Genomic DNA, 22591 nt, shown 5'->3' on the forward strand with positions numbered 1-22591 from the left:
TAAAGATAATTTCTGTATAATTAACTGTAGACATATATGACTCATCCTTTCTTAATTGTGTGGTTACTTTTATGATACGGTTTGAGTTTGTATATGTCTATTTTATTGCAAAAAAAGAATGTTGGCGACTACTCTTATATGAGTAGCCCCAACATTTATTATAGAGCCTTTATAAAACAAGAAACCCAGTAACTAGGCTAGTTACTGGGTTTTCATTTTGTATTGAATTATTCTGCTGTGAATGGCAACAACGCGATAGCACGAGCACGTTTAATTGCAAGTGTCAATTTACGTTGATGTTTAGCACAAACACCAGAAATACGACGTGGAAGAATTTTGCCACGTTCAGTCGTGAAACGACGAAGTTTAGCAATATCTTTGTAGTCGATTTGATCAGCATGGTCAACACAGAAGTTACATACTTTTCTTCTTGGTTTTCTGCCTCTATCTCTTCTCATTGAGAAACCTCCTTTGATATAGTTGTGGAGTTCTTAGCTTAGAACGGAATTTCTTCACCTGCGCCTGCACCGGAACCTGCACCAAAATCATCAAAATTGGATGCACCACCGTCAAAGGCATCAAATGATTGCGTATCTAAGGCTTGTCCCACGAAATTAGCAACTACTTCTGTTACATATCGTTTTGTACCATCTTGTGCTTCGTAAGAACGAGTCGCAATACGACCTTCTACAAAACAACGGCTGCCTTTACGCAAGTTTCCCGCAGCTTCTCCTAATTTTCCCCAAGCTACACAATTTACAAACGCTGTTTGTTCCTTAGTCTCGCCATTTTGATCCACATATGTATTGGATGCAGCTACTGTGAAAGTAGCAACAGCACGACCAGTTTTTGTGTAACGCACCTCAGGGTCACGAGCTAAATTCCCTAAAAGTTGTACAGAATTCATATCCTCAACCTCCTTAGGCTATTATTCTTCGTGTTTTACAATCAGGTGTCTAAGAACGTTATCGTCGATTTTAAGTACGCGGTCGATTTCTTTGATTTCGCCAGGAGCTGCTTCAAAGTTAATCAATACGTATACGCCATCAGTATGTTTATTTACTGCATACGCTAAACGGCGTTTACCCCAAACGTCAACTTTCTCAACTGTACCGCCAACACGAGCAATTAAAGCCTCAATTTTATCAAAAGTAGCTTTGTTTGTCTCTTCATCAGCTGGTTTCACAATCACCATGACTTCGTATTTGTTCATACAAAATCACCTCCTCTTTCGGACTAACGCCCCTATCTTACATAGGGGTAGGAAGATGCTTACCATCAATAAGCCTTATTATTGTACAACATTCTAGTCTGAATTGCAAGAAAAATATGAAAATAGACATAGTCCCCAAGGAGCCATGTCTATTTCATTAACATACTAATTATGTATATTATGCTTCTGCTTGTTTTGCTAATTTAGCGTAACTTTCAGCTTCTACTTCTTCTTGTGTTCTAAAATCTTGTGGTAATGTAGATAATCGAATCCAACTACGAATTGCCTCTACTAATACAACAAGAATCATAATAAACATAGCTACAGAGAAGGCCACTAAAATCCATTTACCAGCTGGAATATAGTTGAAGAATACGTTTTCAATATCAGCAGCGACTGCTACAATCGCCATAAGAATAGTTGGAACACCTGTTACCCAAGCATACCGTTTTTTCCCTAAACGCATGATGATTGTTGTACTTACTGCCAATGTCATCGTACCTAATAATTGGTTAGATACACCGAATAATGGCCAAATTGTGCCAATGTTGCCTTGTAATACTAGGTATCCCCACATGATACAAATCAATGCAGCACAACCATATACACCAGGAGCCCAATGTTGGTCATTGAATTTAGGCCAGTATAAGCCAAGTAATTCTTGTAATAAGTAACGACCTACACGAGTACCTGCATCAATCAAAGTCATGATGAACAAGGCTTCAAACATAATACAGAAGTGATACCAATAGCCCAATAAATGATCCATATTAGGTAGGCGAGAGAAGATATGTGCCATACCTACTGCTAAGGATACAGCGCCACCAGGACGATGCATCAAGTCTTCCCCTACTAGAGCTGATAACGCTGGTAATTCATGCACTTGAAGTCCCAAGGCTCTAAAAGATTCTGCCGTAGAGTTGATTGCAAAATAATCATCTGGATGCAGTGCAGTAGCTGCAATCATTGCCATCATAGAAATGAAAGATTCTGTTAACATACCACCATAACCGATAGGTAATACTTCTCTTTCATTTGTTAACATTTTAGGTGTTGTACCTGTTGCGATAACCGTATGGAACCCAGATAAAGCACCACAAGCAATGGTAATGAAAATATATGGGAATACAGAACCTTTCAATACAGGACCGCCACCCCAAATATATTCTGTCACTGCTGGCATTTGGATTTCAGGCATAACGATTAGAATACCAAGTGCTAAGGCTCCTATAGTACCAATTTTTAAATAGGTAGATAGGTAATCACGAGGAGCTAATAACAACCAAACTGGTAATGCTGCTGCGAAGAAGCCATAGACAGCTAACATAATTTCAATTGTTTTCAAATCATAAATAAACCAAGATGCATATTCGCTAGCCGCTACATTGGGACCATAGATAATAGCTGCAAAAATAAGACCAACCCCAATGATTGTTGCTTCTTGAATTTTTCCCGGACGCAACCATTGTAGATAAATACCAATAAAAATTGCAATAGGAATTGTTGCAAACACTGAGAAAAATGCCCAAGCAGAGCCGTGAAGCGCATTGGCTACTACTACTGCCATACCTGCTAATGTAATAACAAGCAAGAATAACGTCGCTAGCATAGCACCTAAACCTGCAATTTTGCTAATCTCTTCACGTGTAATATCCGCAATGGATTTACCATCATAACGAATAGATGCAAATAGAATAACCATATCATGGACTGCACCAGCAAATACGGAGCCGATAAGAATCCACAGAGTACCTGGCAAGTACCCAAATTGTGCTGCAATTACCGGTCCTACTAAAGGACCTGCCCCAGCAATTGCTGCAAAATGATGACCAAATGTGACCCATTTATTCGTAGGCACATAATCGTGTCCATCATTGTGAACCATAGCCGGCGTCATTCGATACTTGTCTAAAGTTAATACCTTCGCCGCTATGAATGCCCCATAAAAACGATATCCTAACATTAAGATACACGCTGAGGCAATAACTAAATAAATACCATTCATGACCATACATACACCCCCTAAATGTTGGATGAGTCACGCTATATATACCCATTCATTGCATGACATCACCCTATGATCTATGCAAAAAAGTAAATTGGTATTTCTGATTTAATTATAGTTACAAATATCATCCATGTCAATTTACTATTTCTCATAATGGTACTGATTTAGTCTTAAAAAAATCCCGTATTTACAATACATTCTAGGCTTATGAAGTTTCTTTATTCTCAATATAATAAGATTTCATGCCCTTTCAGAATGCACAAAACACCTTACATTGTATGCCCAGAACAGCTTTCCAAGTATGTTTTATAGTCATTTACAACGTTGATAAATGATTCCCGACCCATAGCTACATTCAAAGCATTTCTCCATCTTGCTGCCTCTGGCAATCCTTTGATATAAAAGCTAGCATGTGTTCGAATCTCACGAGTCGCCAAATCTACACCTTTGTAGTGGCACAACAAATCATAATGACGAATGAGCATAGCAATACGCTCCGAGCCTGTTGGATTCTGATTATACTGCCCTGTTTCTAAATAGTCTTTAATTTGACGGAACAACCACGGATTCCCCTGCGCCGCTCGCCCTACCAAGATCGCATCACAGCCGGTGTATTCCAACATCGCTTTCGCACTTTCTGGAGAGTTCACATCACCATTACCTATCACTGGAATCTGCAAAGCAGACTTCACCTCTTTAATGTAATCCCAATTGGCCTTACCACTATACATCTGTTCACGAGTACGACCGTGAACAGCTACCGCAGCGACTCCTACGGATTCCATACGTTGTGCCATATCCACTACATTGATAGATGTATCATCCCATCCAAGGCGCAATTTAACAGTCACTGGAATATGTACTGCTTTCACAGCTGCCTCCGCCACCTTCATGGCTAACTTTGGAGTCTTCATTAACGCAGAGCCATCTCCAGAAGATACTACCTTTTTCACAGGGCAGCCCATATTAATATCTACTATAGGCGCTCCCGCTGCCTCTACTACTTTTGCTCCAATGGCTATGGCTTCTGGATCTGACCCAAAAATTTGCATAGAAACAGGCTGTTCTACCGCTTCCATATAGAGCAATTCTTTTGTATGTTCATTATTGTATTTAATCCCCATGGCACTCACCATTTCCGTACACACGAAAGAGGCTCCCATTTCTTTTGCTAATAAGCGATAGGACACATCGCTAAATCCCGCCATGGGCGCTAACCCAATACGGCCAGGAATTATGACATGTCCTATGTGCCAGGATGTATTATTGATTTCTTTCATAAATAAGTCGTAATCCTTCTAATGTCATCATTGGATCAATGTGATCAATCACATCAGTTTCAGCACTAATGAGAGGCGCTAAGCCTCCAGTAGCCACCACTTTTGTATCCTCTGGCATTTCTCGTTTCATACGAGCCACAATGCCTTCCACTTGTCCAACATATCCAAATAATACGCCTGCCTGCATAGCACCAACTGTGTTGCGACCAATGACAGGACCAGGATTTTTAATTTCTATCCGTGGTAATTTAGCAGTGCGACCAAATAGGGCTTCTGCAGAGATACCAATACCTGGAGAAATAGCACCCCCTAAGTATATACCACCATCTAATACAGCAGAATAAGTCGTCGCTGTGCCAAAGTCAATGATAATTAAGTTTCCACCATACTTTTCATAAGCAGCCACCGCATCTACAATTAAATCGGCTCCTAGTTCACGAGGGTTTTCGTATTTAATAGAAATACCTGTTTTAATACCAGGGCCTACGAATAATGGTTTTTTGTGAAAATAGCGCAAACACACACGCTCTAACGTAGGGTTCAACGGAGGTACTACAGAAGAAATAATGACAGCTTCTACATCCTCTTTATTCACCTTTGGATCATGAAGAAATAAATTGCTCAACAACATGCCATATTCATCAGTAGTTCTCCCACGATCTGTAGAAATGCGCCAATGAGCCATAATTTCTTTTCCCTCATATACGCCTAATACGATATTCGTATTCCCTACGTCTACAACTAATAACATCTTAATATCCTCCTCCAGTGGAGCGTATAGACACATCCCCTGCTATGATACGTTCCTCACGTCCATCCTCTAATTGAACGATCAGATTTCCATCTCTATCTAAATCTTTAGCATAGCCTATGTAATCTTTATCTGGGGCTTTTACCAATACCTCTTTATACAAGGTTACGCTATATTCTTTCCATTCTTCTAAGGTAGAATCAAACCCTTCTTGACACACCTTTTCATACTGCTCTTCTAAAGCTTTTAAAATCACCGCAAAGGCTTCTTTACGGTTCACCTCTATACCTGCTATCGCAAAGGACATAATTTTATCCTTCAAATCTTCGCTGACTTCCTCAATAGTAGTGTGTGTATTAATACCAATCCCTAGTACAATATAGTTAATCTCTTCCATGGTGCCATTCATTTCTGTTAGAATACCCACCATTTTACGAGATCCTACCAATATATCATTAGGCCATTTAATGCCCGCTTCTGAAAGCCCCAACTCACGGAATGCTTTCACCAAGGCTACGCCTGCCATCAAGGTACATTTTGATGCTTCCATAGGCAAAAATTTTGGTCTTAATATTAAGCTAAACCAAATTCCTTTTCCATAGGGAGAGTACCAACCTCTAGATAAGCGACCACGACCGAAGGATTGCTCTTCTGCACACACTACGGTTCCCTCTGGAACTCCATCCATAGCTAATGCTTTAGCAATACTGTTTGTAGAGTCTAACCGTTCTTCATATACATAATAACGACCAAATGATTTTGTTTGCAGTACACCTTCCATCTCTTCAGGGCTAATCAGATTTGGCTCCGCCAACAATCGATATCCCTTCTTAGTGAAGGATTCAATCACATAGCCACGCTTGCGTAATGCTTCTATATGTTTCCAAATCGCTGTGCGTGATACATGGCATGCTTCAGACATAGCTTGTCCTGACACAAATTGATCTCTGTTTGCTTTTAAAAAGTCAAGTATTTCATCTCTCACGGCTTGTCGCCTCCTTACCTTTAGCGAGGTTTACAATACGATTGTACAGAGGTCCTACATAAATTGCAAGTCTTTTCTAAGTATTTCACCACTTAAAGCTATGCAAATTTGGTACAGCCAAACTATAGTCACTGTCTTACATTCTTAACAGATGCACAAAAGGTACCTTCCCCGTAGGGAAGATACCTTGGCTATAGTATCTCAGATTATTCTTTTGATGTATCAATTTTATCTGGCATTACAATACCAGCCGCTTCTAAAGGAGACTTTTTACTATTTTCTTCCTCTTCAGCTTTTGCTTGTGTCTCTTCTGGACTCATCAGAGTACCATAGCGATACAAGTTTTCTACTTGTTTAGCATCAATGGTTTCTTCTTCTAACAAAGCTTTCGCCATATTATGTAAGAAATCGATATTTTCTGTTAACAAGTTCATTACATCACCGTATGCCTCTGCCACAATGCGATGCATTTCATTATCGATTTTCTCAGCTACTGCTTCGCCATAATTGCGTTCAGAGCCTAAACTTTTTCCTAAAAAGACTTGCTCTTGGTGTTCACCAAATACCAATGGTCCTAACTCATCACTCATACCTAAACGAGTAATCATTTCACGAGCAATGTTCGTCACCATTTGTAAATCTCCAGAAGCACCACTACTGATTTCTTTCAGTACTATGGCCTCTGCACAACGTCCCCCCAAGGCCACACGAATTTGTGCTAACAATTGGGAACGAGTCATATAGTTTTTCTCCTCTTGTGGAAGCATCATTGTGTAACCACCTGCACTACCACGAGGGATGATTGTTACCTTGTGAACAGGATCTGCATTCGGCCACAAATGAGCCACAATAGCATGTCCAGATTCATGGTAAGCAGTCAATTCACGTTCTTTTTGACTGACCACATGACTTCTACGTTCAGGACCATAGCTTACTTTTTCACTAGCCTCTTCTAAGTCATGCATGGAAATCGATTTGCGATCTTGACGAGCTGCTAATAACGCTGCTTCATTTAATAAATTGCTCAAATCAGCACCAGTAAAGCCAGGTACTTTTTTCGCAATGGTTTTTAAATCCACATCTGGATCCAACGGTTTATTACGGGCATGGACTTGTAAAATTGCCTCACGACCACGAAGATCAGGACGACCTACAGTCACTTGACGGTCAAAACGACCTGGGCGCAATAAAGCTGGATCTAGAATATCTGGTCGGTTCGTAGCGGCAATCGTAATAATACCTTCATTGGCACCGAAACCATCCATTTCTACCAATAATTGGTTCAAGGTTTGTTCACGTTCATCATGACCGCCACCAAGACCGGCACCACGTTGACGTCCTACCGCATCAATTTCATCGATGAAGATAATACAAGGTGCATTTTTCTTAGCTTGATTAAATAAATCACGCACACGAGAGGCACCGACACCCACGAACATTTCTACAAAGTCAGAACCACTAATAGTGAAGAATGGAACCCCTGCTTCCCCTGCTACCGCACGAGCTAATAAGGTTTTACCTGTACCTGGAGGGCCAAATAATAAAACCCCTTTTGGAATTTTAGCACCGATAGCATTGAATTTGCCTGGATTACGCAAAAATTCAACCACTTCTTCCAATTCTTGTTTTGCTTCATCTGCACCAGCCACATCTTTAAATGTTACATTTACTTTGCCTTCCCCCTGCATTTTAGCACGAGATTTACCAAAGTTCATAACACGACCAGATCCACCTTGTGTAGACTGCATCATAAAGAACCAGAATCCAATAATCAATACAATTGGTAAGGCTGATGTTAATAAGCTTACCCACCAAGCTGGTTGCTCAGGAGGTTGCGCTGTCACATCGACGCCACCTTCGGACAGTTTTGCAAAAATACCTGCATCACTTGGTGCATAGGTAGCAAATTCTGTACCAGATTTTAATTTACCTGTAATCGAATGATCTCCTGTAATTGTGACACTCTCTACATTTTTTCGTTGTACCTCTTGTAGGAACGATGTATATGTAATTTCTGATTTATTTTTAGTACCTTCAGAAAAAGAGTTAATCGCTGCCACTGCTGCGACAATTATCAACAAATAGAGGAGTACATTTTTTAAGCCTCGCTTCAAATTTTTCTCCTTTCTCATCTATAATCTAAATTGATACTTATTTATCATATCAAATTTTGTCGAATATATCAACGATTATTGATAGACTTCTTCTTTTAAAATGCCGATATACGGCAGTTGACGATATTGTTCATCGTAATCTAGACCATACCCAATGACAAACTCATCAGGAATCACAAAGCCTTCATAGTCTACATGGACATCGACTTTACGACGTTCTGGTTTATTCAACAAGGAGCAAAGACGAACGCTTGCTGCCTTACGAGATTGCAAGTTTTCTAGTAAATACGACAACGTTGTACCTGTATCAACAATATCTTCTACTACAATGACATGCTTTCCTTCTACTGGACGGTCTAAATCTTTTAAAATACGAACAACCCCACTGCTCACAGTGCTACTACCGTAACTGGAACAGGAAATAAAATCCATTTTTACATCGCCTTCAATATGGCGTGCTAAATCTGTAAAGAATACAATAGCCCCTTTTAATACACCTACTAGGACAATTTCTTTACCTTTATAATCTTCTGTAATTTGACGGCCTAATTCTGCCACTCGTTTTTGAATTTGTTCTTCTGAAAGCAATAATTCTTTCACTTCTGGTATCATAGTAACTCCTTATTAGTTAGGTCTATTTCTTTTCTATGTCACTACATAGAACAATCTTAATTGTATCATATGACGCCAAAACTTGCACCTGACGGAATCGAAATTCTTTACCTCTTGGTCCTTTCACCAGTGAAAGTAAGCTATCCATTACCGTTTGGCTTAGCTGTTCTGGACGTACATAGGGCCCTAATATTCGTTTCCACAACCGGCTCACCAAGGCATCATGCTCATCCATCAATCCTCGTTTATCCAACACTATACCCTCGTCAGTATGACTGACATAGTCCGTTTCTAACCGTGTCACCTCTTGCTCAAAATAGGAGGCATCACATTGCGCCAATGCACCTAATCGGCACAAAGCATGTACCGTTTGTGGATATCGTACTACACAAGTAGGTATTAACACGTGGCGAATCCAATTTCTATCATAGGTCGTATCAAGATTCGACGCATCTTCTCCATAAAAACAATGCAGCCACTTCGCATAGTCTTCTAATACCCGTTTCGGCAAAGTTAAACAAGGTCGCCACACATCTTCTGCTACAGCCTTCATGCCTTGTAATCCCTCTAGTCCAGAACCACGCAATAGATGCGCTAAAATGGTTTCTCCTTGATCGTCTAAATGATGGGCAGTCACAATATATTCATACCCTTTGTCCTCTGCGATGTCTCGCAAATGTTCATACCGCAGTTGGCGCCCCATCATTTCAAAAGACACCCCTGCTTCTTCGGCCTTTTTCATGACATGTTCTTTCACTGTAAAACAGGGCATACCAAATTGCAACGCATACCATTCTACCAAGGTAACTTCTTCCGATGCTTCGAATCTTAGACTGTGATCCATAGTAAACACACCTACATTGGTGAACCCTTCTAGATACAGATAATGCAACAATGCGATAGAATCCACCCCACCAGAACAGGCGAGCAATACAGGTGTATCCTTTGTAATCACATCATCCATGGATTCCGTCACAGCTTGTCGCAACCGTAACAGAGTAGTCCACATATCTCCGTACAAAGCTTTCTCTTCGCTGCGATTCATCGGTCTAGTACAGTGAAACATGCGCTGACGATATGTATGATACTGATTGATACAGTCCTCTCCATACCATTTGCCCAACATGTGGCGACTATGGTCCACTTGCTCTGCCAATTCTTCCATCGTCAGCAACGGTACCACCATCTCCATATGCTTCCGTGTTTCATTCGCTTTTTCTACTTCTATCACCGTTTGAAAGTCCCCTTGACTTTCATAAGCATCTAACAAGCTATCTACCAAGGGTACCCAGAAATAATAACTATCTCTATCTTCCACCATATTGTGATTGCCACCCTTCTAATCCATCCGCTTCACTAACCACAATGGATCCAATTTGGTACGTATCCATAAGGGACGTGATAATCTCTGCGCCCGGAACGATAATATCTACACGACCTGGTTGCAAACCTTTCACTTGCAATCGTTCCTCACGACTCATATAGCGAAGTTGTAGTATCATAGCTTCGATGGTACCACGGTCTAAACGATGGCCTTGGATACGCGTTGGATCGTAGTCCTCCATTTGCAAATCCATAGCCGCCAACGTCGTAGCAGTTCCGCCAATACCGATGAACTCACCAAAGGTGCCTTCAATAGGTAATTCATCCCACATACGCACCGTTTCTTCCCATACACGTTGTGGTCCCTCTGCGGACATTTCTTGCATACGCACAGCACCGGCAGGATAGGATTTTGCAAAGTACACATGATTTGCATCACCCAAGGCAATTTCCGTACTCCCTCCCCCTACATCAATAGTAGCATAGTGAAAGTCTGGATGTTCATAGACCGTAGCCCCCTTAAATCCATAGGTAGCTTCTTCTTCACCACTTAGCACACGGTACTCCATAGGACACACTTGCTTAGCTTGTGCTAAGAAGTCCTGTCCATTCCCTGATTCTCGAATGGCACTTGTAGCAAGACCAATGCGGATAGTGGCACCATAGGTATCTAACACCGCACAGATTTCTTTAAGTGCTTGTAAACCACGTTCCATACCTTCCTTAGTTAATAGTCCATCACTACTACGTTTCCCTAATTGTGTAGTCCATAATTGCTTTGGTTCATTCTGCCATGTTGAACCGTCATACGTCCCCAATAATACTCGAAACGAATTGGATCCTAAATCTACAATCCCTAACTTCATACCTACTTCTACTCTATACGTTTCCATCACATGTTTCACTTTCTACAACATCCTTACTTATCTTCACTGGTGTAATACCTAGCGAAGTTGCACAAAAAAAGTGATACTCTTGTATCACTTTCCCTTATCGAACATAGGGAACTTCCCCAGGCTTCACTAGACCAAGTTCTTCCCGTGCTACACCCTCGATATGTTTATCGTCTTCTAACAATTTCCTTTGCTCTGATAAACTTTCATTTTCTTTTTTTAATTCCTGTAATTGTTGCTCCAACTGTTGCTTCTCTTGATGCAAACTATAAATCGTATATACTTGTTGCACTAATACAAGTGCAAACAAGATAACTATAGCGTAGCGCACCTTTTTCCACATACCATTTGCCTTCGCCTTGACAGGACGTCTCGGTCTTTTAGTACCGTTCTCCATGGTCTCCACTCCCAATATATATCTACTCGTTTTATCTATACCTTTTCTCTAGTCTTATGTATAGTTGTATTATAGCATATCTCCACAGTTCCGTGTAAACCTCATTCGCAATAACTAAGTCTCCATACTACATATTGGCGCTACTCATACAAAAGTAATCTCTAGGTTATAGGAAAAAATGAGTAGGTAGACTAATCCCAGTCTTTTGTCAAAGAACCCTAACTACCTGCATACTCACGATGTAAATACAATAAAAAGCGACCCCATAAAGAGGTCGCTTTTTATATGTGAATGTAAGGATTAACTATTCACCTTTGTAGTTCAACACTTTTTGAGTTACAGGTGTTGCATGTTTTTCGAAGTATTGCAATGCTACTTCTGGGAACATAGCGTATGTTAATACATCTTCTTCTGTTACGCCAGTGAAGCCTTTAGCTTCAAGATCAGCACGCATTTTTTCCATTTCTGGAGCTACGTCATCAGCTGGACGATGAGTGATAGGAGTTTCATCACCAATGATTAATTCTTTAATTTCTGGTTTTACAGCTGCTGGAAGTTGACCGTATTTACCACGAACTAGGTCTTTTACTTCAGCTGGTGTAGTGTTGTAACGAGGCAATCCTTGGGATTGGAACAACACGTTCATCATAGCCATTGTACCAACGATTTGGGATGTTGGAGTTACCAATGGAGGGAAGCCAAGATCTTCACGAACGCGAGGCATTTCATCCATTACGTCGAAGAATTTATCAGCCATACCCATTTCTTTCAATTGGTTTTGAGTATTGGACAACATACCGCCAGGAATTTGGTAATGACGAACTTCTGGCAATACTTCATGAGCTGGAGTCAAGCCAAATTCATCAGCGATTTCTTTACGAACGCCACGGAAGTATGTAGCTAATTCACGCATTTTAGCAAGATCTAAACCAGTATCATATGGAGTGTTTTTGAAGATTTCAACGATAGATTCAGTAGCAGGTTGGCTAGTTGCATGGCCGAATGGGCTCAATGCAGTGTCGATGATATCAACGCCAGCTTCAACTGCTTTTAAGTATGTAGCAGATGCTAAACCGCAAGTGAAATGGCTGTGTAAGTCGATATCGAATTTTTCGCCAAATTCTTTGCGTAAGTCTTTTACTAAGGATTCTGCATCGTATGGAGCTAACAAGCCGGACATATCTTTGATGCAAAGGGAATCGATACCCATTTCTTTCAATTCTTTAGCTACTTTTACGAAGCTTTCGTTAGTGTGTACAGGACTGATTGTGTAAACCATAGTACCTTGTACATGAACGCCTGCTTTGTTACCAGCTTCGATAGCAGCACGCATGTTGCGAGGATCGTTCAATGCGTCGAAAATACGGATACGGTCCATACCGTTTTCTTTTGCTTTGCGAACGAATGCTTCTACTACATCATCAGCATAATGTTTGTAACCCAATAAGTTTTGGCCACGAAGTAACATTTGCAATGGTGTGTTTTTTAAGTTTGCTTTTAATGTACGAAGACGTTCCCATGGGTTTTCGTCCAAGAAACGGATACAGCTATCGAATGTAGCACCACCCCAGCATTCCAAAGCATCATAACCAATTTCATCCAATTGTTGTAATGCTGGAAGCATGTGTTTCATGCGCATACGTGTAGCCAAGATAGATTGATGACCATCACGAAGAACTGTTTCTACTAATCTTACTCTTTTTGCACTCATAATCCTTCTCCTTCACATTGACCCTTCCCTATCAAGACTCTACCACCTGATAGAAGGGGAATTATTAAATACATGAGTAACAGTTATCTCATGTATAATGTACATAACTATATTAGACTACTAAACGTGACATTTGTCAACCAAAGTACATGCTTTTTAGTCATATGAATTTTATCGATGTACTACCATGTTTTTCCACTATTTTAGAGGGATTTCAGTATATATATTACGATATTCATTGTCAACTGTTTAGATTTATTTTACCTTTTTAGGCGCCGTTTCTAATACAATATTGTTACCATTACGCTTGACCTGAATAGAAAAATCCTTTATGTCATCTTTGAAATAATCCATTTTTATCGCTAGTAATAACTTGCCGATTTCCGTTTTCATCCGCTCTGTTAAAAACTCTTGGTAAAAATCATCTTCCGTTTTTTGCTCTTTCGGCTTTCCTACTACTTTGTTAGTTGCCTTAGCATCATCTTTCAATAGGGCAGTCTCAAATGTTTCTTCTTCAACAAAGCCTTTCATCATATCTGCATCACTTAATCCTTTTTGGATTTTAAATTTTGCCATTTTACAGTTCCTCCTCTCCACATCTTCCACAATTTCGTTTCTATTATGACTAATTGTTATAGCTTTTTACAAAATACAGTGAATTTTATTACTGCAAGCTATAAAATATAGTTACATTTTTACTTCTTTTTCTCTGTAGAAGCACTGTCTTTAGCAGATTCCTTGTCTTTCAGAATAGAATCTACCGTAATTTCTGTTAATTCCGTTGGGTTATCATAGGTATAAATTTTATTAAATCCTACTCCTAATTTACCCTCATAGGCCTCTAGGGCACGATTTTTGTCATCCACTTTTACAATATAAATTAGCTGACCTTGCGTCACACCAATGAGGCGGAATTTACCAGGAGGATTGATGGCACGCCAACCACCTTCTGTACCATTGAACATGAATACATCACCAGTGCGCGCATTATCGTAAAAGAATCTATCTTCATTATAGAACATACCGATGCGACCAATATCGGAGGCTTGCATGTACACACGACGAGTATCATAGTTCGCATCCGTACGATACACACGGTAAGCTCCATCACCTACGCGGACTTTCATATACACTACGTTCGTTGCCGCAGAATATGCCACATCAGTAATCCGTGACCCTCGTGGGACCGTATTGATAGTCGTATCAATTTCATGATCTGGTGCCTCAGGGTCAATTCGTGCTAATACAATATCATCATGTTTTCCACCGAATAAACCAACAATGGCTAAGTTGCGATCTGACATCCATTCAAAATAGGATACTTCTCGCTCTTTTAAATCCAACGTAACTGGCGCTTCTTTGCCCGCCGTGTATATATCAACACGATTCTGTTCCACCACTGCCATATATTTATGATCGTGGGAATAATAGCGCGTTCCCTCTTTCACGTCAGGAAAATTTTTATCTACTTCTTCCCCATTGGTGACCTGAAAGTTCGTGGTAGGCGCTAAGTATACTTGGTCTAAATAATAATAGACACCGCCTTGTAAAACTAAGCCCAACAAAAAGGCTGTCGTTACTTTTCCAAAGGTTTTCATAGACTCTCCTATTTCACGATAAATACAGTAGGAATCATGCGTTCACCCAACAAATCGGCAGGTTTGTTCACAGTTTTACCATTATAAAATAAAGTCGTACTAGAACCGCCATCTAAGTTAGCCGCAATGACAGCCCCTTCTTGGTATAAAATATCTTGTACATCACGCAAGGTAGCCCCTGCAGAGTAGGCTTGACGACCATCGATAACTAAGAATAAAACAGTACCGTCTTTCTTTTGTGCGATAGCCGTTCTAGGACCAATGCCCCACCCACCATCACCATCGGTGATCATCTTTTTACCGTTCACGATAAGAGGGGGTCCAAAGGTCAAACCTTCTTTAGCGCCCATTTCTTTCAATTCCCGCTTGTTGTAGGTACCGGCAATTAAGTTCCCCGCTTTTGTAAAACCGATGAAATCTACATCTTCATCAGGTCCTACGTCTTTGCCGATGACATACTCTCCATCATGCAAAATAAATCCATAAGGAGAACGACCTGTACCCGTTCCGTTTGGATCGTGGAACCCACCACCATTGATGGCAGCTACAGCTCCATTGAGGCGCGCAATATTGCTAGTGGTCTCTCCTTTTTCATTCAATTGCGGTGCCGTTGCCACTTGGATACGACGTGGATCTGGAATTTCTAACAAATATCCCGTATACCGATTGGACTCGATCTTACGCAAATTCAAGGATGTATCTTCTTTCACATCAAACTTAAACAGTTCTTGGTTTTCACCAGTACCTACCGTACCCACAATTTTCTGAATTTCCTCAGGCGTATAGAGCCACGTAATATAATGCGGATGGCGAGACCGTAAAATCGCCCCTACGACGGTACGTTTAATATTGTCAAAGGGCCCAAACAACACCACAATAGGCGATGTAATAGCCGTAAATATAAACATGAGAAGGATAAACTTTACCCACCCTTTTCTAAAAAAAGAACCCATATACTGCTCCTTATATCTTCTTATCTGAATGATACACTCTGTCAGACATGCACCATAAGCCTACAAGTAGGCTATGTGTCATGCTTCTTACGCTTCTACTATTCGTAATGCCTCTAGACGACTATCAATAGACACCCCTTCATAGGTGAATGTTGGATATACCTCCTGCAGGGGTTCCAGCACAAATTGGCGTTCCCAAAAATACGGATGAGGTACCACTAACGTAGCTTCAGTCACTCGTACAGGATGTCCGAATTCATCTTCTATCCAAACAATATCTAAATCTAATGTGCGAGGTCCCCAGTGAATCTCTCGTTGTCTCCCTGCTAACCGTTCGATATGCAATATTGTATCTAACATAACAAGAGGTGTTAGAGTGGATTCTACTTTCAAAATACCATTTAAAAATGGACCTTGTTCTACGGGACCCCACGGAGGTGTTTCAATCCAGCTGGAATGGCTTACACTGTGAACACCGTCTGTGTTCGTCAATTCGGATACAGCGAATGCTAAATACACTTCCCTGTCACCTAGGTTCGAACCGATGCCAATATAATAGGTGTACATTATAGTTGACCTCGTGTAATCACAACTTCTACGTAATCCAGAATGCCTGGAATAGGTGCTTCTGGTTTGCGCACCGTCACTGAAAGTCCTACAATTCCATCATAGGTATTCCACAAATCATCCGCAATGAGTGTACCCACTCGTTCAATCAAACGTTGTGGCGGACCTTCCACAATCGTTTTTGTCCGTTCGTATACATCGACATAATTAATAGAATCTTCGATACTGTCAGATTGTCCTGGTTTCGTTAAATCTACACCAAGAGAAATATCTATAAAGAATCGTTGTCCCAATTCATTTTCACTAGCCAAATTGCCATGATATCCGTAAAACGCCATGTTTCGCAAGTTAATTCTGTCCATTACTCACCTCGTAATAGTACATCTGCCACCGTGATGGCACGTTTATGCATTTCCACATTGTGAACACGCACCATATCCACGCCTTGAATCATACCAGTAATACAAGTGGCCACCGTCCCTTCATCCCGCTCTTCCGCTGGCAGATCATTTAAAATCGTACCGATAAAACCCTTGCGGCTAGGCGCTAATAACACAGGATATTCATAGACAGTAATCTCACCCAACCGTTGGATGACCTCCACATTTTGGGCATAATCTTTACCAAAGCCAATGCCAATGCCTGGGTCAAGCCATATATTTTGTGGTTTTACGCCTTCTTTCAAGGCTAAGTCCACAGATGAGAAAAAGAATGCTTTCATATCGTCGATGATATCATCATAATCTGTAGTATTTTGGTTATGCATAATAATCACTGGCACATCGTATTTCGCGGCTACTGCTGCCATATCTTTGTCATATTTCAAGCCCCAAATATCGTTTAAGATATGAGCCCCATGAGACAAGGCAAAATCAGCTGTTTCTGCACGATACGTATCTACAGAAACAGGTACTGTTGCTACCTCCAAGACAGGCAATAAAATGTCCTGCATACGCTGAATTTCTTCTTCCACAGAAATTTGTGTATGCCCTGGGCGTGTAGATTCTACCCCTACGTCGAGGATATCTGCGCCTTGCTGTATCATTTCTTTTGCATGAGCTACGGCTGTTTCAGAAGTGTTATAACGACCACCATCGGAAAAGGAATCAGGAGTACCATTCAAAATACCCATAATCAATGTGCGATCTTTTAGCTCTAATTGTTTACCATCTTGCCAATTGTACTTGCGGTACTTAAACATGATCGTTACCTCCTAATAACACCAAAGCTTCTTCCCGTACTGTTCCCACGGGTTCTAATATACCGGTGGCGACGATTGTTTTCGCTACCGTTTCTTGTGCTACTTCACCTTTCATAAGCATGCATAAATGTGTGGCTTCCACCATGACCATAGCACCCAACACATGACCATCTTCCACTAAGGATGTGGCAATGTCATGGGTAAATCGTTCTTGTAATTGTGGGCGTTTCGCAAAGACATCTACCAAGGCTTTCAAACGGCCCAATCCAAATACTTTGCCATCCCGTGGCTGATACACAATGTGTACTTTGCCATAGAAAGGCATCAAATGATGTTCACATATGGAATAAAAAGGAATGTGATTCACCGATACAAGGCCCGTATGTTCCGTGGGATACACATCACCTAGAGCCTCTTCGGCCGTGCTGTTACGTCCAGAAAACAAGCTTTCAAATAACGTGGCCACACGCTTCGGCGTATCTGTCATACCCTGTGCTTCAAGATCGATACCAAGGCCCTCTAATAATTGGCGCACACCGTCTAGAGCTAGTTCTTTCATAGTCATCTCCTAAATAATTTTCGTAGTCCAATCTTCGATGGTCCAAATATCGGTCACCCAAGATTCGTAAAATTCTGGTTCATGGCAGACGAGAACAATCGTCCCTTTAAAAGCCTGCAATGCCCGTGCCAATTCTGCCTTCGCATCTACATCTAAATGGTTCGTCGGTTCGTCCAATACAAGTACATTATAGGATTCCTGCATCAATTTACAGAGACGAACTTTTGCATTTTCTCCACCAGATAAGACACGCATTTGGCTCGTAATATGCTCATTGGTAAGTCCACATCGAGCAAGAGCTGCACGCACCTCGGAATTCGTCAAGGACGGGTAGGCATCCCAAATGTAATCCAACGCAGTTTTCGAATTATCTCGACTGTCTTCTTGGGCAAAGTAACCAATTTGTAAAAACTCACCTTTTTCAATATTTCCAGATAAAGCCGGAATCATGCCTAACAAGGTTTTTAATAAAGTCGTTTTCCCTAAACCATTCACACCTTGGATGGCGATTTTCTTACCTCGTTCGATCACCACTTCTACAGGACGTGTCAATGGCTCATCATAGCCCAAAACAAGGTCCTTCGCATCTACGATAAAACGACTCGGTGTACGTCCTTCTTTAAACCCAAAGGATGGTTTTATCTTTTCTTGTGGTTTCTCTAGGATTTCCATTTTTTCTAGGCGCTTTGCTCTGGAGTTTGCCATACCACGAGTAGCTACACGAGCTTTGTTGCGTTGAATGAAATCCTTCATATCTGCTACTTCTTGTTGTTGACGCTCGTAAGCACGTAAAGCTTGTTGCTTTTTTACTTCATAAGCCGCTAAGAATTGATAATAATCGCCAGTGTATCTTGTGAGCTGTGCTTGTTCGATATGATAAATCACATTGACAACAGAGTTTAAGAACTCCACATCATGAGAGATTAAGATAAAGGCATTTTCATAGTTTTGCAAATAATTTTGCAACCATTTAATATGATCTACGTCCAAATAGTTCGTCGGTTCATCCAACAACAAAATAGTAGGTTGCTCTAATAACAACTTTGTGAGCAATACCTTCGTCCGTTGACCGCCGCTCAAATCCATGACATCACGATCAAGACCAATATCCATCAGCCCTAAGCCTTGGGCAGTTCGCTCTATGGTCGCATCGATTTCATAGAAGCCACGTTGCTCTAACATCTCTTGCCATTCGCCGGTAAGCTCCATGAGCTCATTCATTCTGTCCTCAGAACAATCGCCCATTTCTAAATAGGCATCTTGCAATTGTTGCTCAATACCATAGAGAGAATCGAAGGCCCCTAGCAGTACATCACGAATGGTCATCCCTTTCTCTAGAACGCTGTGCTGATCTAAATAGCCCACCGTCACTTGGTTTGACCATTCCACCTTGCCTTCATCGGGCATCAAATGGCCCGTAATGATATTTAAAAAGGTGGACTTTCCTTCTCCGTTGGCTCCGATTAAGCCCACGTGTTCTCCTTTCAGCAAACGGAAAGATGCATCATCTAATATTTGTCTTGCCCCAAATCCATGGGTTACATTGGTTACAGTTAAAACACTCATATTCAATCTCCAAACTATTGTTATGTATCTCTTTATTATACGTTAACATGACAATAATTTCTAGTTTTTACATATCTGTCCTGATACTTTTATAATTTCTGTGTATTTACGTATGACACTGTGGAAGTGTATACTAAGAGCATTCTTAGAATATCCTTCTTCACATATAGTGCGCCTGTACAGGTTTTGTTTACTAGGTAACAAGCCCCAAGATGTTATCCATAACTATAAGAATGGGAAAACATATATTACAAGCATCATAGTGGTGCTGTTATGTGAAGGTATCTATTACAAACAAAAGGAGAGTGTCCTATGAATCACGTACCTACTATACTATCCATACAAGATATGAGTTCTGTCGGTCGTTGTTCACTCACTGTATTCATCCCTTTAGTGAGTGCCCTACGGTGCCAACCGATTCCGTTACCAACAGCAGTGCTTTGCAATCATTTAGAGTATCCTAACTTTGAATTGGTGGACATTACGGATCACCTTGAAAGTTTCTACAACTGTTGGAACAAAAACGACATCACCTTCGATGCCATTCAAAGTGGCTTCCTCGCATCACCTGAACAAATTCGTCTCGTAGAAGATGCTATCGAACGGTTCGGCAAAGATAAACTCGTTGTGGTGGACCCTGCTATGGCAGATGATGGTAAGCTGTATTCCATCTACAATGATGAAATGGTGAAAGAAATGCGTAAACTCATCACCAAAGCGTTCATCATCAAGCCAAACTACACAGAGGCTTGTTTCCTCTTAGACATGCCCTATGATCCAACACCTCAATCAGAAGAAGTCATCTATGACATGTGCCGCCGTTTACACGCCCAAGGCCCCGAATATGTGGTCCTATCCAGTTTGCCATCGGAGGACTCTGCCCTCATCGCCGTCTATCGTGGCAGCACCGATACTATCACATGGGTATCCAATCCATTAGTACAAGTGAAAGCACACGGAACGGGTGATACTTTCACAGCTATCTTGACGGCCCTCGTACTACGTGGCTATACACCAGAAGAGGCATCTCGCATTGCCGGTCAATTTACTACAGAGGCAGTCAAATTCACCCACAAAACAATCGGTTCTCTTCGTGACGGCTTAGCCCTTGAACTGCTATTAGATCGTTTAATTTCTATTCCCAATCCATAATTAGGAGGTTTCATGAACACTTACAAAACAAACAATGATATGACTCAAGCTACTAACACAGCAACATCTCAGCATACACAACCGGCTATATCTACTAGCTCAAGATCTACAACAAAAGATATCATTTATATCGGATTATTATCCGCTTTATGCATCGTATTTACGACTATTAAAGTACCTTTACCAACAGGCGCTATGGTGCACCTTGGTTCCGCCGCTCTATTCTCCATAGCATCCGTATTCGGCGGATTCTATGCGGGCCTCGCTGGAGCCATCGGATCTGGCATCTTTGACCTTATCATGGGGCATTCCCAATACACCCTATTCTCCATCGTGATTAAAGGATTAGCAGGCGTGATCGTGGGCTTATTAACAGTAGGTTGGAGACCTACCGTTCCTGCTCGTTCCGTATCTACTCCTCGTATCTTATTAGCTATGCTAGTAGGTGCTATTTGGACAGCGGCAGGGTACTTCATAGCCTGGTGGGCCGTGCTCGACAGCTACATCGCTGCCGTCACAAGACTACCAGCCTCCTTCCTAACCAGCGGCATCGGCATCTTAGTTGCCTTGCTACTAATCCCTATCTTGCGCCGCATCCCTCGTAAATAATTTGGCATACCGTTGAAAATATGGTATACTAGACATAACAAAAGAGAGCCAATAACGTGTCGAAGGCGTTAGGCTCATCTCAAGGTACTAAAATTGAAATAGCCTAACGTATTGAGGTGTGCGAGACCTCATTCGTTAGGCGTTTTCATTGACTATTTACATAAATCAATGATTTGAACTACTAATGTCAAAATACAAATAATCAAATAGATTTTTTCGAACTTTGTCATAGTATCACCTCCTCCCGTTATAGGAAGAGACGAGCCCAACACACGTTACTGACTCTCTTGTTTATAAGTATAGCATATTTTGTGCAAATTGTTTAATTTTAAAGATAAATATTTACATCGAACGCCGTTAGACGTAGAAGGTCTGTGGCGTTCTTTTTTCTAATACAGGAAAGCACTAAAAGAGCAAGATATGTTCCGTAGCAAACCTTATAAAGTTCCTTAATCTGAGAGGAACGTCGTTATGTGTAGTAGCCTTGTATCGACTCATATTAGGTAAATAAGCTAACAAAATGCCCGTGGTATACGTCTGAAGAAACATTATGAAATACCGTTTCTGAAGACGTGTGCCACGGGCTTTTTTCATCTATTATTCACATCGCCACAGGCTACATAACTTAACTAGCGACGACCTTAGACATAAACTTCTCATTATTAATAATAAACCGTTCATGTGTACCACGACCGATAACTTTTTCACCTTCTTTAGCGACTACCTCAAAGGTTACTTTTCTACCGTCAACAGCTACTATCGTTGCCATTGCAGTTATAGTTGCACCTAATGGGCTAGCTGCTTCATGGCTTGTTTCCATACGAATCCCTACGGATCCTTCGCCATCACCTAAATCACCTTGAATCCCTGTATAGGCTGCTTTCTCCATCAATGCTACCATCGCAGGTGTCGCAAACACGGGTAAGGTACCACTACCCATGTACTCCGCTGTATTGTTAGCTTCCACTATCACCGTAGCCATACCAACTTGTCCAATCTCGATTGCCATAGAAACTCCTTTCCAATCAATAATTAATACAGAATATCATTTGATTCCATTCTAGCACTTTTGGGGAGATTTTTTCTATTATATATAACT

24 protein-coding genes are annotated in these 22591 nt (G+C 41.0%); 2 read left to right on the top strand and 22 right to left on the bottom strand.

Translation table 11 applies throughout. From position 1 onward, the window contains the following. Nucleotides 1-227: 227 nt before the first annotated feature. The 21 genes from rpsR to EO121_RS07965 all read right to left on the bottom strand — a co-directional run bounded on the left by rpsR (nt 228) and on the right by EO121_RS07965 (nt 19731). Nucleotides 228-458, bottom strand: coding sequence for a 30S ribosomal protein S18 (gene rpsR, locus EO121_RS07865; protein ID WP_009353119.1), 231 nt, complete (start codon nt 456-458; stop codon nt 228-230). A 38-nt stretch (nt 459-496) separates the two neighbouring features. Beyond that, nucleotides 497-907, bottom strand: coding sequence for a single-stranded DNA-binding protein (locus tag EO121_RS07870; protein ID WP_009353084.1), 411 nt, complete (start codon nt 905-907; stop codon nt 497-499). Nucleotides 908-928: 21 nt separating this feature from the next. Next, entirely contained in the window at nt 929-1213 is a 285-nt protein-coding gene (rpsF, locus tag EO121_RS07875) for a 30S ribosomal protein S6 (RefSeq protein WP_009353064.1), read from the bottom strand. A gap of 178 nt (nt 1214-1391) precedes the next feature. Then, a complete protein-coding gene (locus EO121_RS07880) occupies nt 1392-3224 on the bottom strand; it encodes a carbon starvation protein A (protein WP_009353099.1) in 1833 nt (610 codons plus the stop codon). A gap of 266 nt (nt 3225-3490) precedes the next feature. Beyond that, on the bottom strand, nt 3491-4501 hold the full coding sequence (gene dusB / locus EO121_RS07885) for a tRNA dihydrouridine synthase DusB (RefSeq protein WP_126940723.1): 1011 nt from the start codon (nt 4499-4501) through the stop codon (nt 3491-3493). Then, entirely contained in the window at nt 4485-5252 is a 768-nt protein-coding gene (locus EO121_RS07890; protein WP_009353081.1) for a type III pantothenate kinase, read from the bottom strand. The genes dusB and EO121_RS07890 overlap by 17 nt, the downstream gene beginning before the upstream one ends. Before the next feature lies 1 nt (nt 5253). Then, nucleotides 5254-6237: a biotin--[acetyl-CoA-carboxylase] ligase gene (locus EO121_RS07895; protein ID WP_127167280.1), complete on the bottom strand. Its 984-nt coding sequence runs from the start codon at nt 6235-6237 to the stop codon at nt 5254-5256. A gap of 206 nt (nt 6238-6443) precedes the next feature. Beyond that, a complete protein-coding gene (ftsH, locus tag EO121_RS07900) occupies nt 6444-8351 on the bottom strand; it encodes an ATP-dependent zinc metalloprotease FtsH (RefSeq protein ID WP_206168554.1) in 1908 nt (635 codons plus the stop codon). Nucleotides 8352-8426: 75 nt separating this feature from the next. Beyond that, nucleotides 8427-8963 carry a hypoxanthine phosphoribosyltransferase gene (gene hpt / locus EO121_RS07905; RefSeq protein WP_126938911.1) on the bottom strand — a complete coding sequence of 179 codons (537 nt, stop codon included), beginning with the start codon at nt 8961-8963 and terminating at the stop codon, nt 8427-8429. A gap of 22 nt (nt 8964-8985) precedes the next feature. Next, nucleotides 8986-10284, bottom strand: coding sequence for a tRNA lysidine(34) synthetase TilS (gene tilS / locus EO121_RS07910; protein ID WP_127167284.1), 1299 nt, complete (start codon nt 10282-10284; stop codon nt 8986-8988). Continuing rightward, the gene (locus tag EO121_RS07915; RefSeq protein WP_127167311.1) at nt 10271-11152 is read right to left on the bottom strand and encodes a phosphatase; all 882 of its coding nucleotides are present in this window, start codon (nt 11150-11152) and stop codon (nt 10271-10273) included. The genes tilS and EO121_RS07915 overlap by 14 nt, the downstream gene beginning before the upstream one ends. Before the next feature lie 124 nt (nt 11153-11276). Further along, entirely contained in the window at nt 11277-11576 is a 300-nt protein-coding gene (locus EO121_RS07920) for a septum formation initiator family protein (RefSeq protein WP_127167286.1), read from the bottom strand. 304 nt (nt 11577-11880) lie between these two features. Next, nucleotides 11881-13287: a pyruvate carboxylase subunit B gene (locus tag EO121_RS07925; protein WP_127068273.1), complete on the bottom strand. Its 1407-nt coding sequence runs from the start codon at nt 13285-13287 to the stop codon at nt 11881-11883. A 255-nt stretch (nt 13288-13542) separates the two neighbouring features. Next, the gene (locus EO121_RS07930) at nt 13543-13863 is read right to left on the bottom strand and encodes a hypothetical protein (protein WP_127167288.1); all 321 of its coding nucleotides are present in this window, start codon (nt 13861-13863) and stop codon (nt 13543-13545) included. 119 nt (nt 13864-13982) lie between these two features. Next, the gene (locus EO121_RS07935; protein WP_127147553.1) at nt 13983-14885 is read right to left on the bottom strand and encodes a hypothetical protein; all 903 of its coding nucleotides are present in this window, start codon (nt 14883-14885) and stop codon (nt 13983-13985) included. A gap of 8 nt (nt 14886-14893) precedes the next feature. Then, the gene (locus EO121_RS07940; RefSeq protein ID WP_127167290.1) at nt 14894-15838 is read right to left on the bottom strand and encodes a phosphodiester glycosidase family protein; all 945 of its coding nucleotides are present in this window, start codon (nt 15836-15838) and stop codon (nt 14894-14896) included. A gap of 87 nt (nt 15839-15925) precedes the next feature. Further along, nucleotides 15926-16405, bottom strand: coding sequence for a 2-amino-4-hydroxy-6-hydroxymethyldihydropteridine diphosphokinase (gene folK, locus EO121_RS07945; protein ID WP_127167292.1), 480 nt, complete (start codon nt 16403-16405; stop codon nt 15926-15928). Further along, a complete protein-coding gene (gene folB, locus EO121_RS07950) occupies nt 16405-16767 on the bottom strand; it encodes a dihydroneopterin aldolase (RefSeq protein ID WP_127167294.1) in 363 nt (120 codons plus the stop codon). The genes folK and folB overlap by 1 nt, the downstream gene beginning before the upstream one ends. Beyond that, the gene (gene folP / locus EO121_RS07955) at nt 16767-17606 is read right to left on the bottom strand and encodes a dihydropteroate synthase (RefSeq protein WP_127167296.1); all 840 of its coding nucleotides are present in this window, start codon (nt 17604-17606) and stop codon (nt 16767-16769) included. Before folP ends, folB begins: the two co-directional genes overlap by 1 nt. Further along, nucleotides 17599-18165, bottom strand: a complete 567-nt coding sequence (folE, locus tag EO121_RS07960; RefSeq protein ID WP_127167298.1) for a GTP cyclohydrolase I — start codon at nt 18163-18165, stop codon at nt 17599-17601. The genes folP and folE overlap by 8 nt, the downstream gene beginning before the upstream one ends. A gap of 9 nt (nt 18166-18174) precedes the next feature. Then, entirely contained in the window at nt 18175-19731 is a 1557-nt protein-coding gene (locus EO121_RS07965; protein WP_127167300.1) for an ABC-F family ATP-binding cassette domain-containing protein, read from the bottom strand. Nucleotides 19732-20043: 312 nt separating this feature from the next. On the opposite strand from EO121_RS07965, the gene EO121_RS07970 reads away from it, so the two are divergent. After that, nucleotides 20044-20883 (top strand): pyridoxamine kinase, encoded by an 840-nt coding sequence (locus EO121_RS07970; protein WP_127167302.1) that lies wholly within the window; start codon nt 20044-20046, stop codon nt 20881-20883. Nucleotides 20884-20895: 12 nt separating this feature from the next. Beyond that, nucleotides 20896-21492: an ECF transporter S component gene (locus EO121_RS07975; RefSeq protein WP_127167304.1), complete on the top strand. Its 597-nt coding sequence runs from the start codon at nt 20896-20898 to the stop codon at nt 21490-21492. A gap of 625 nt (nt 21493-22117) precedes the next feature. Here EO121_RS07975 and EO121_RS07980 read toward each other — a convergent pair. After that, a complete protein-coding gene (locus EO121_RS07980) occupies nt 22118-22501 on the bottom strand; it encodes a thioesterase family protein (RefSeq protein ID WP_127167306.1) in 384 nt (127 codons plus the stop codon). Nucleotides 22502-22591: the final 90 nt, after the last annotated feature.

It is taken from the genome of Veillonella sp. CHU732, from assembly GCF_003992085.1.
In the GTDB taxonomy this organism is placed as follows: domain Bacteria; phylum Bacillota; class Negativicutes; order Veillonellales; family Veillonellaceae; genus F0422.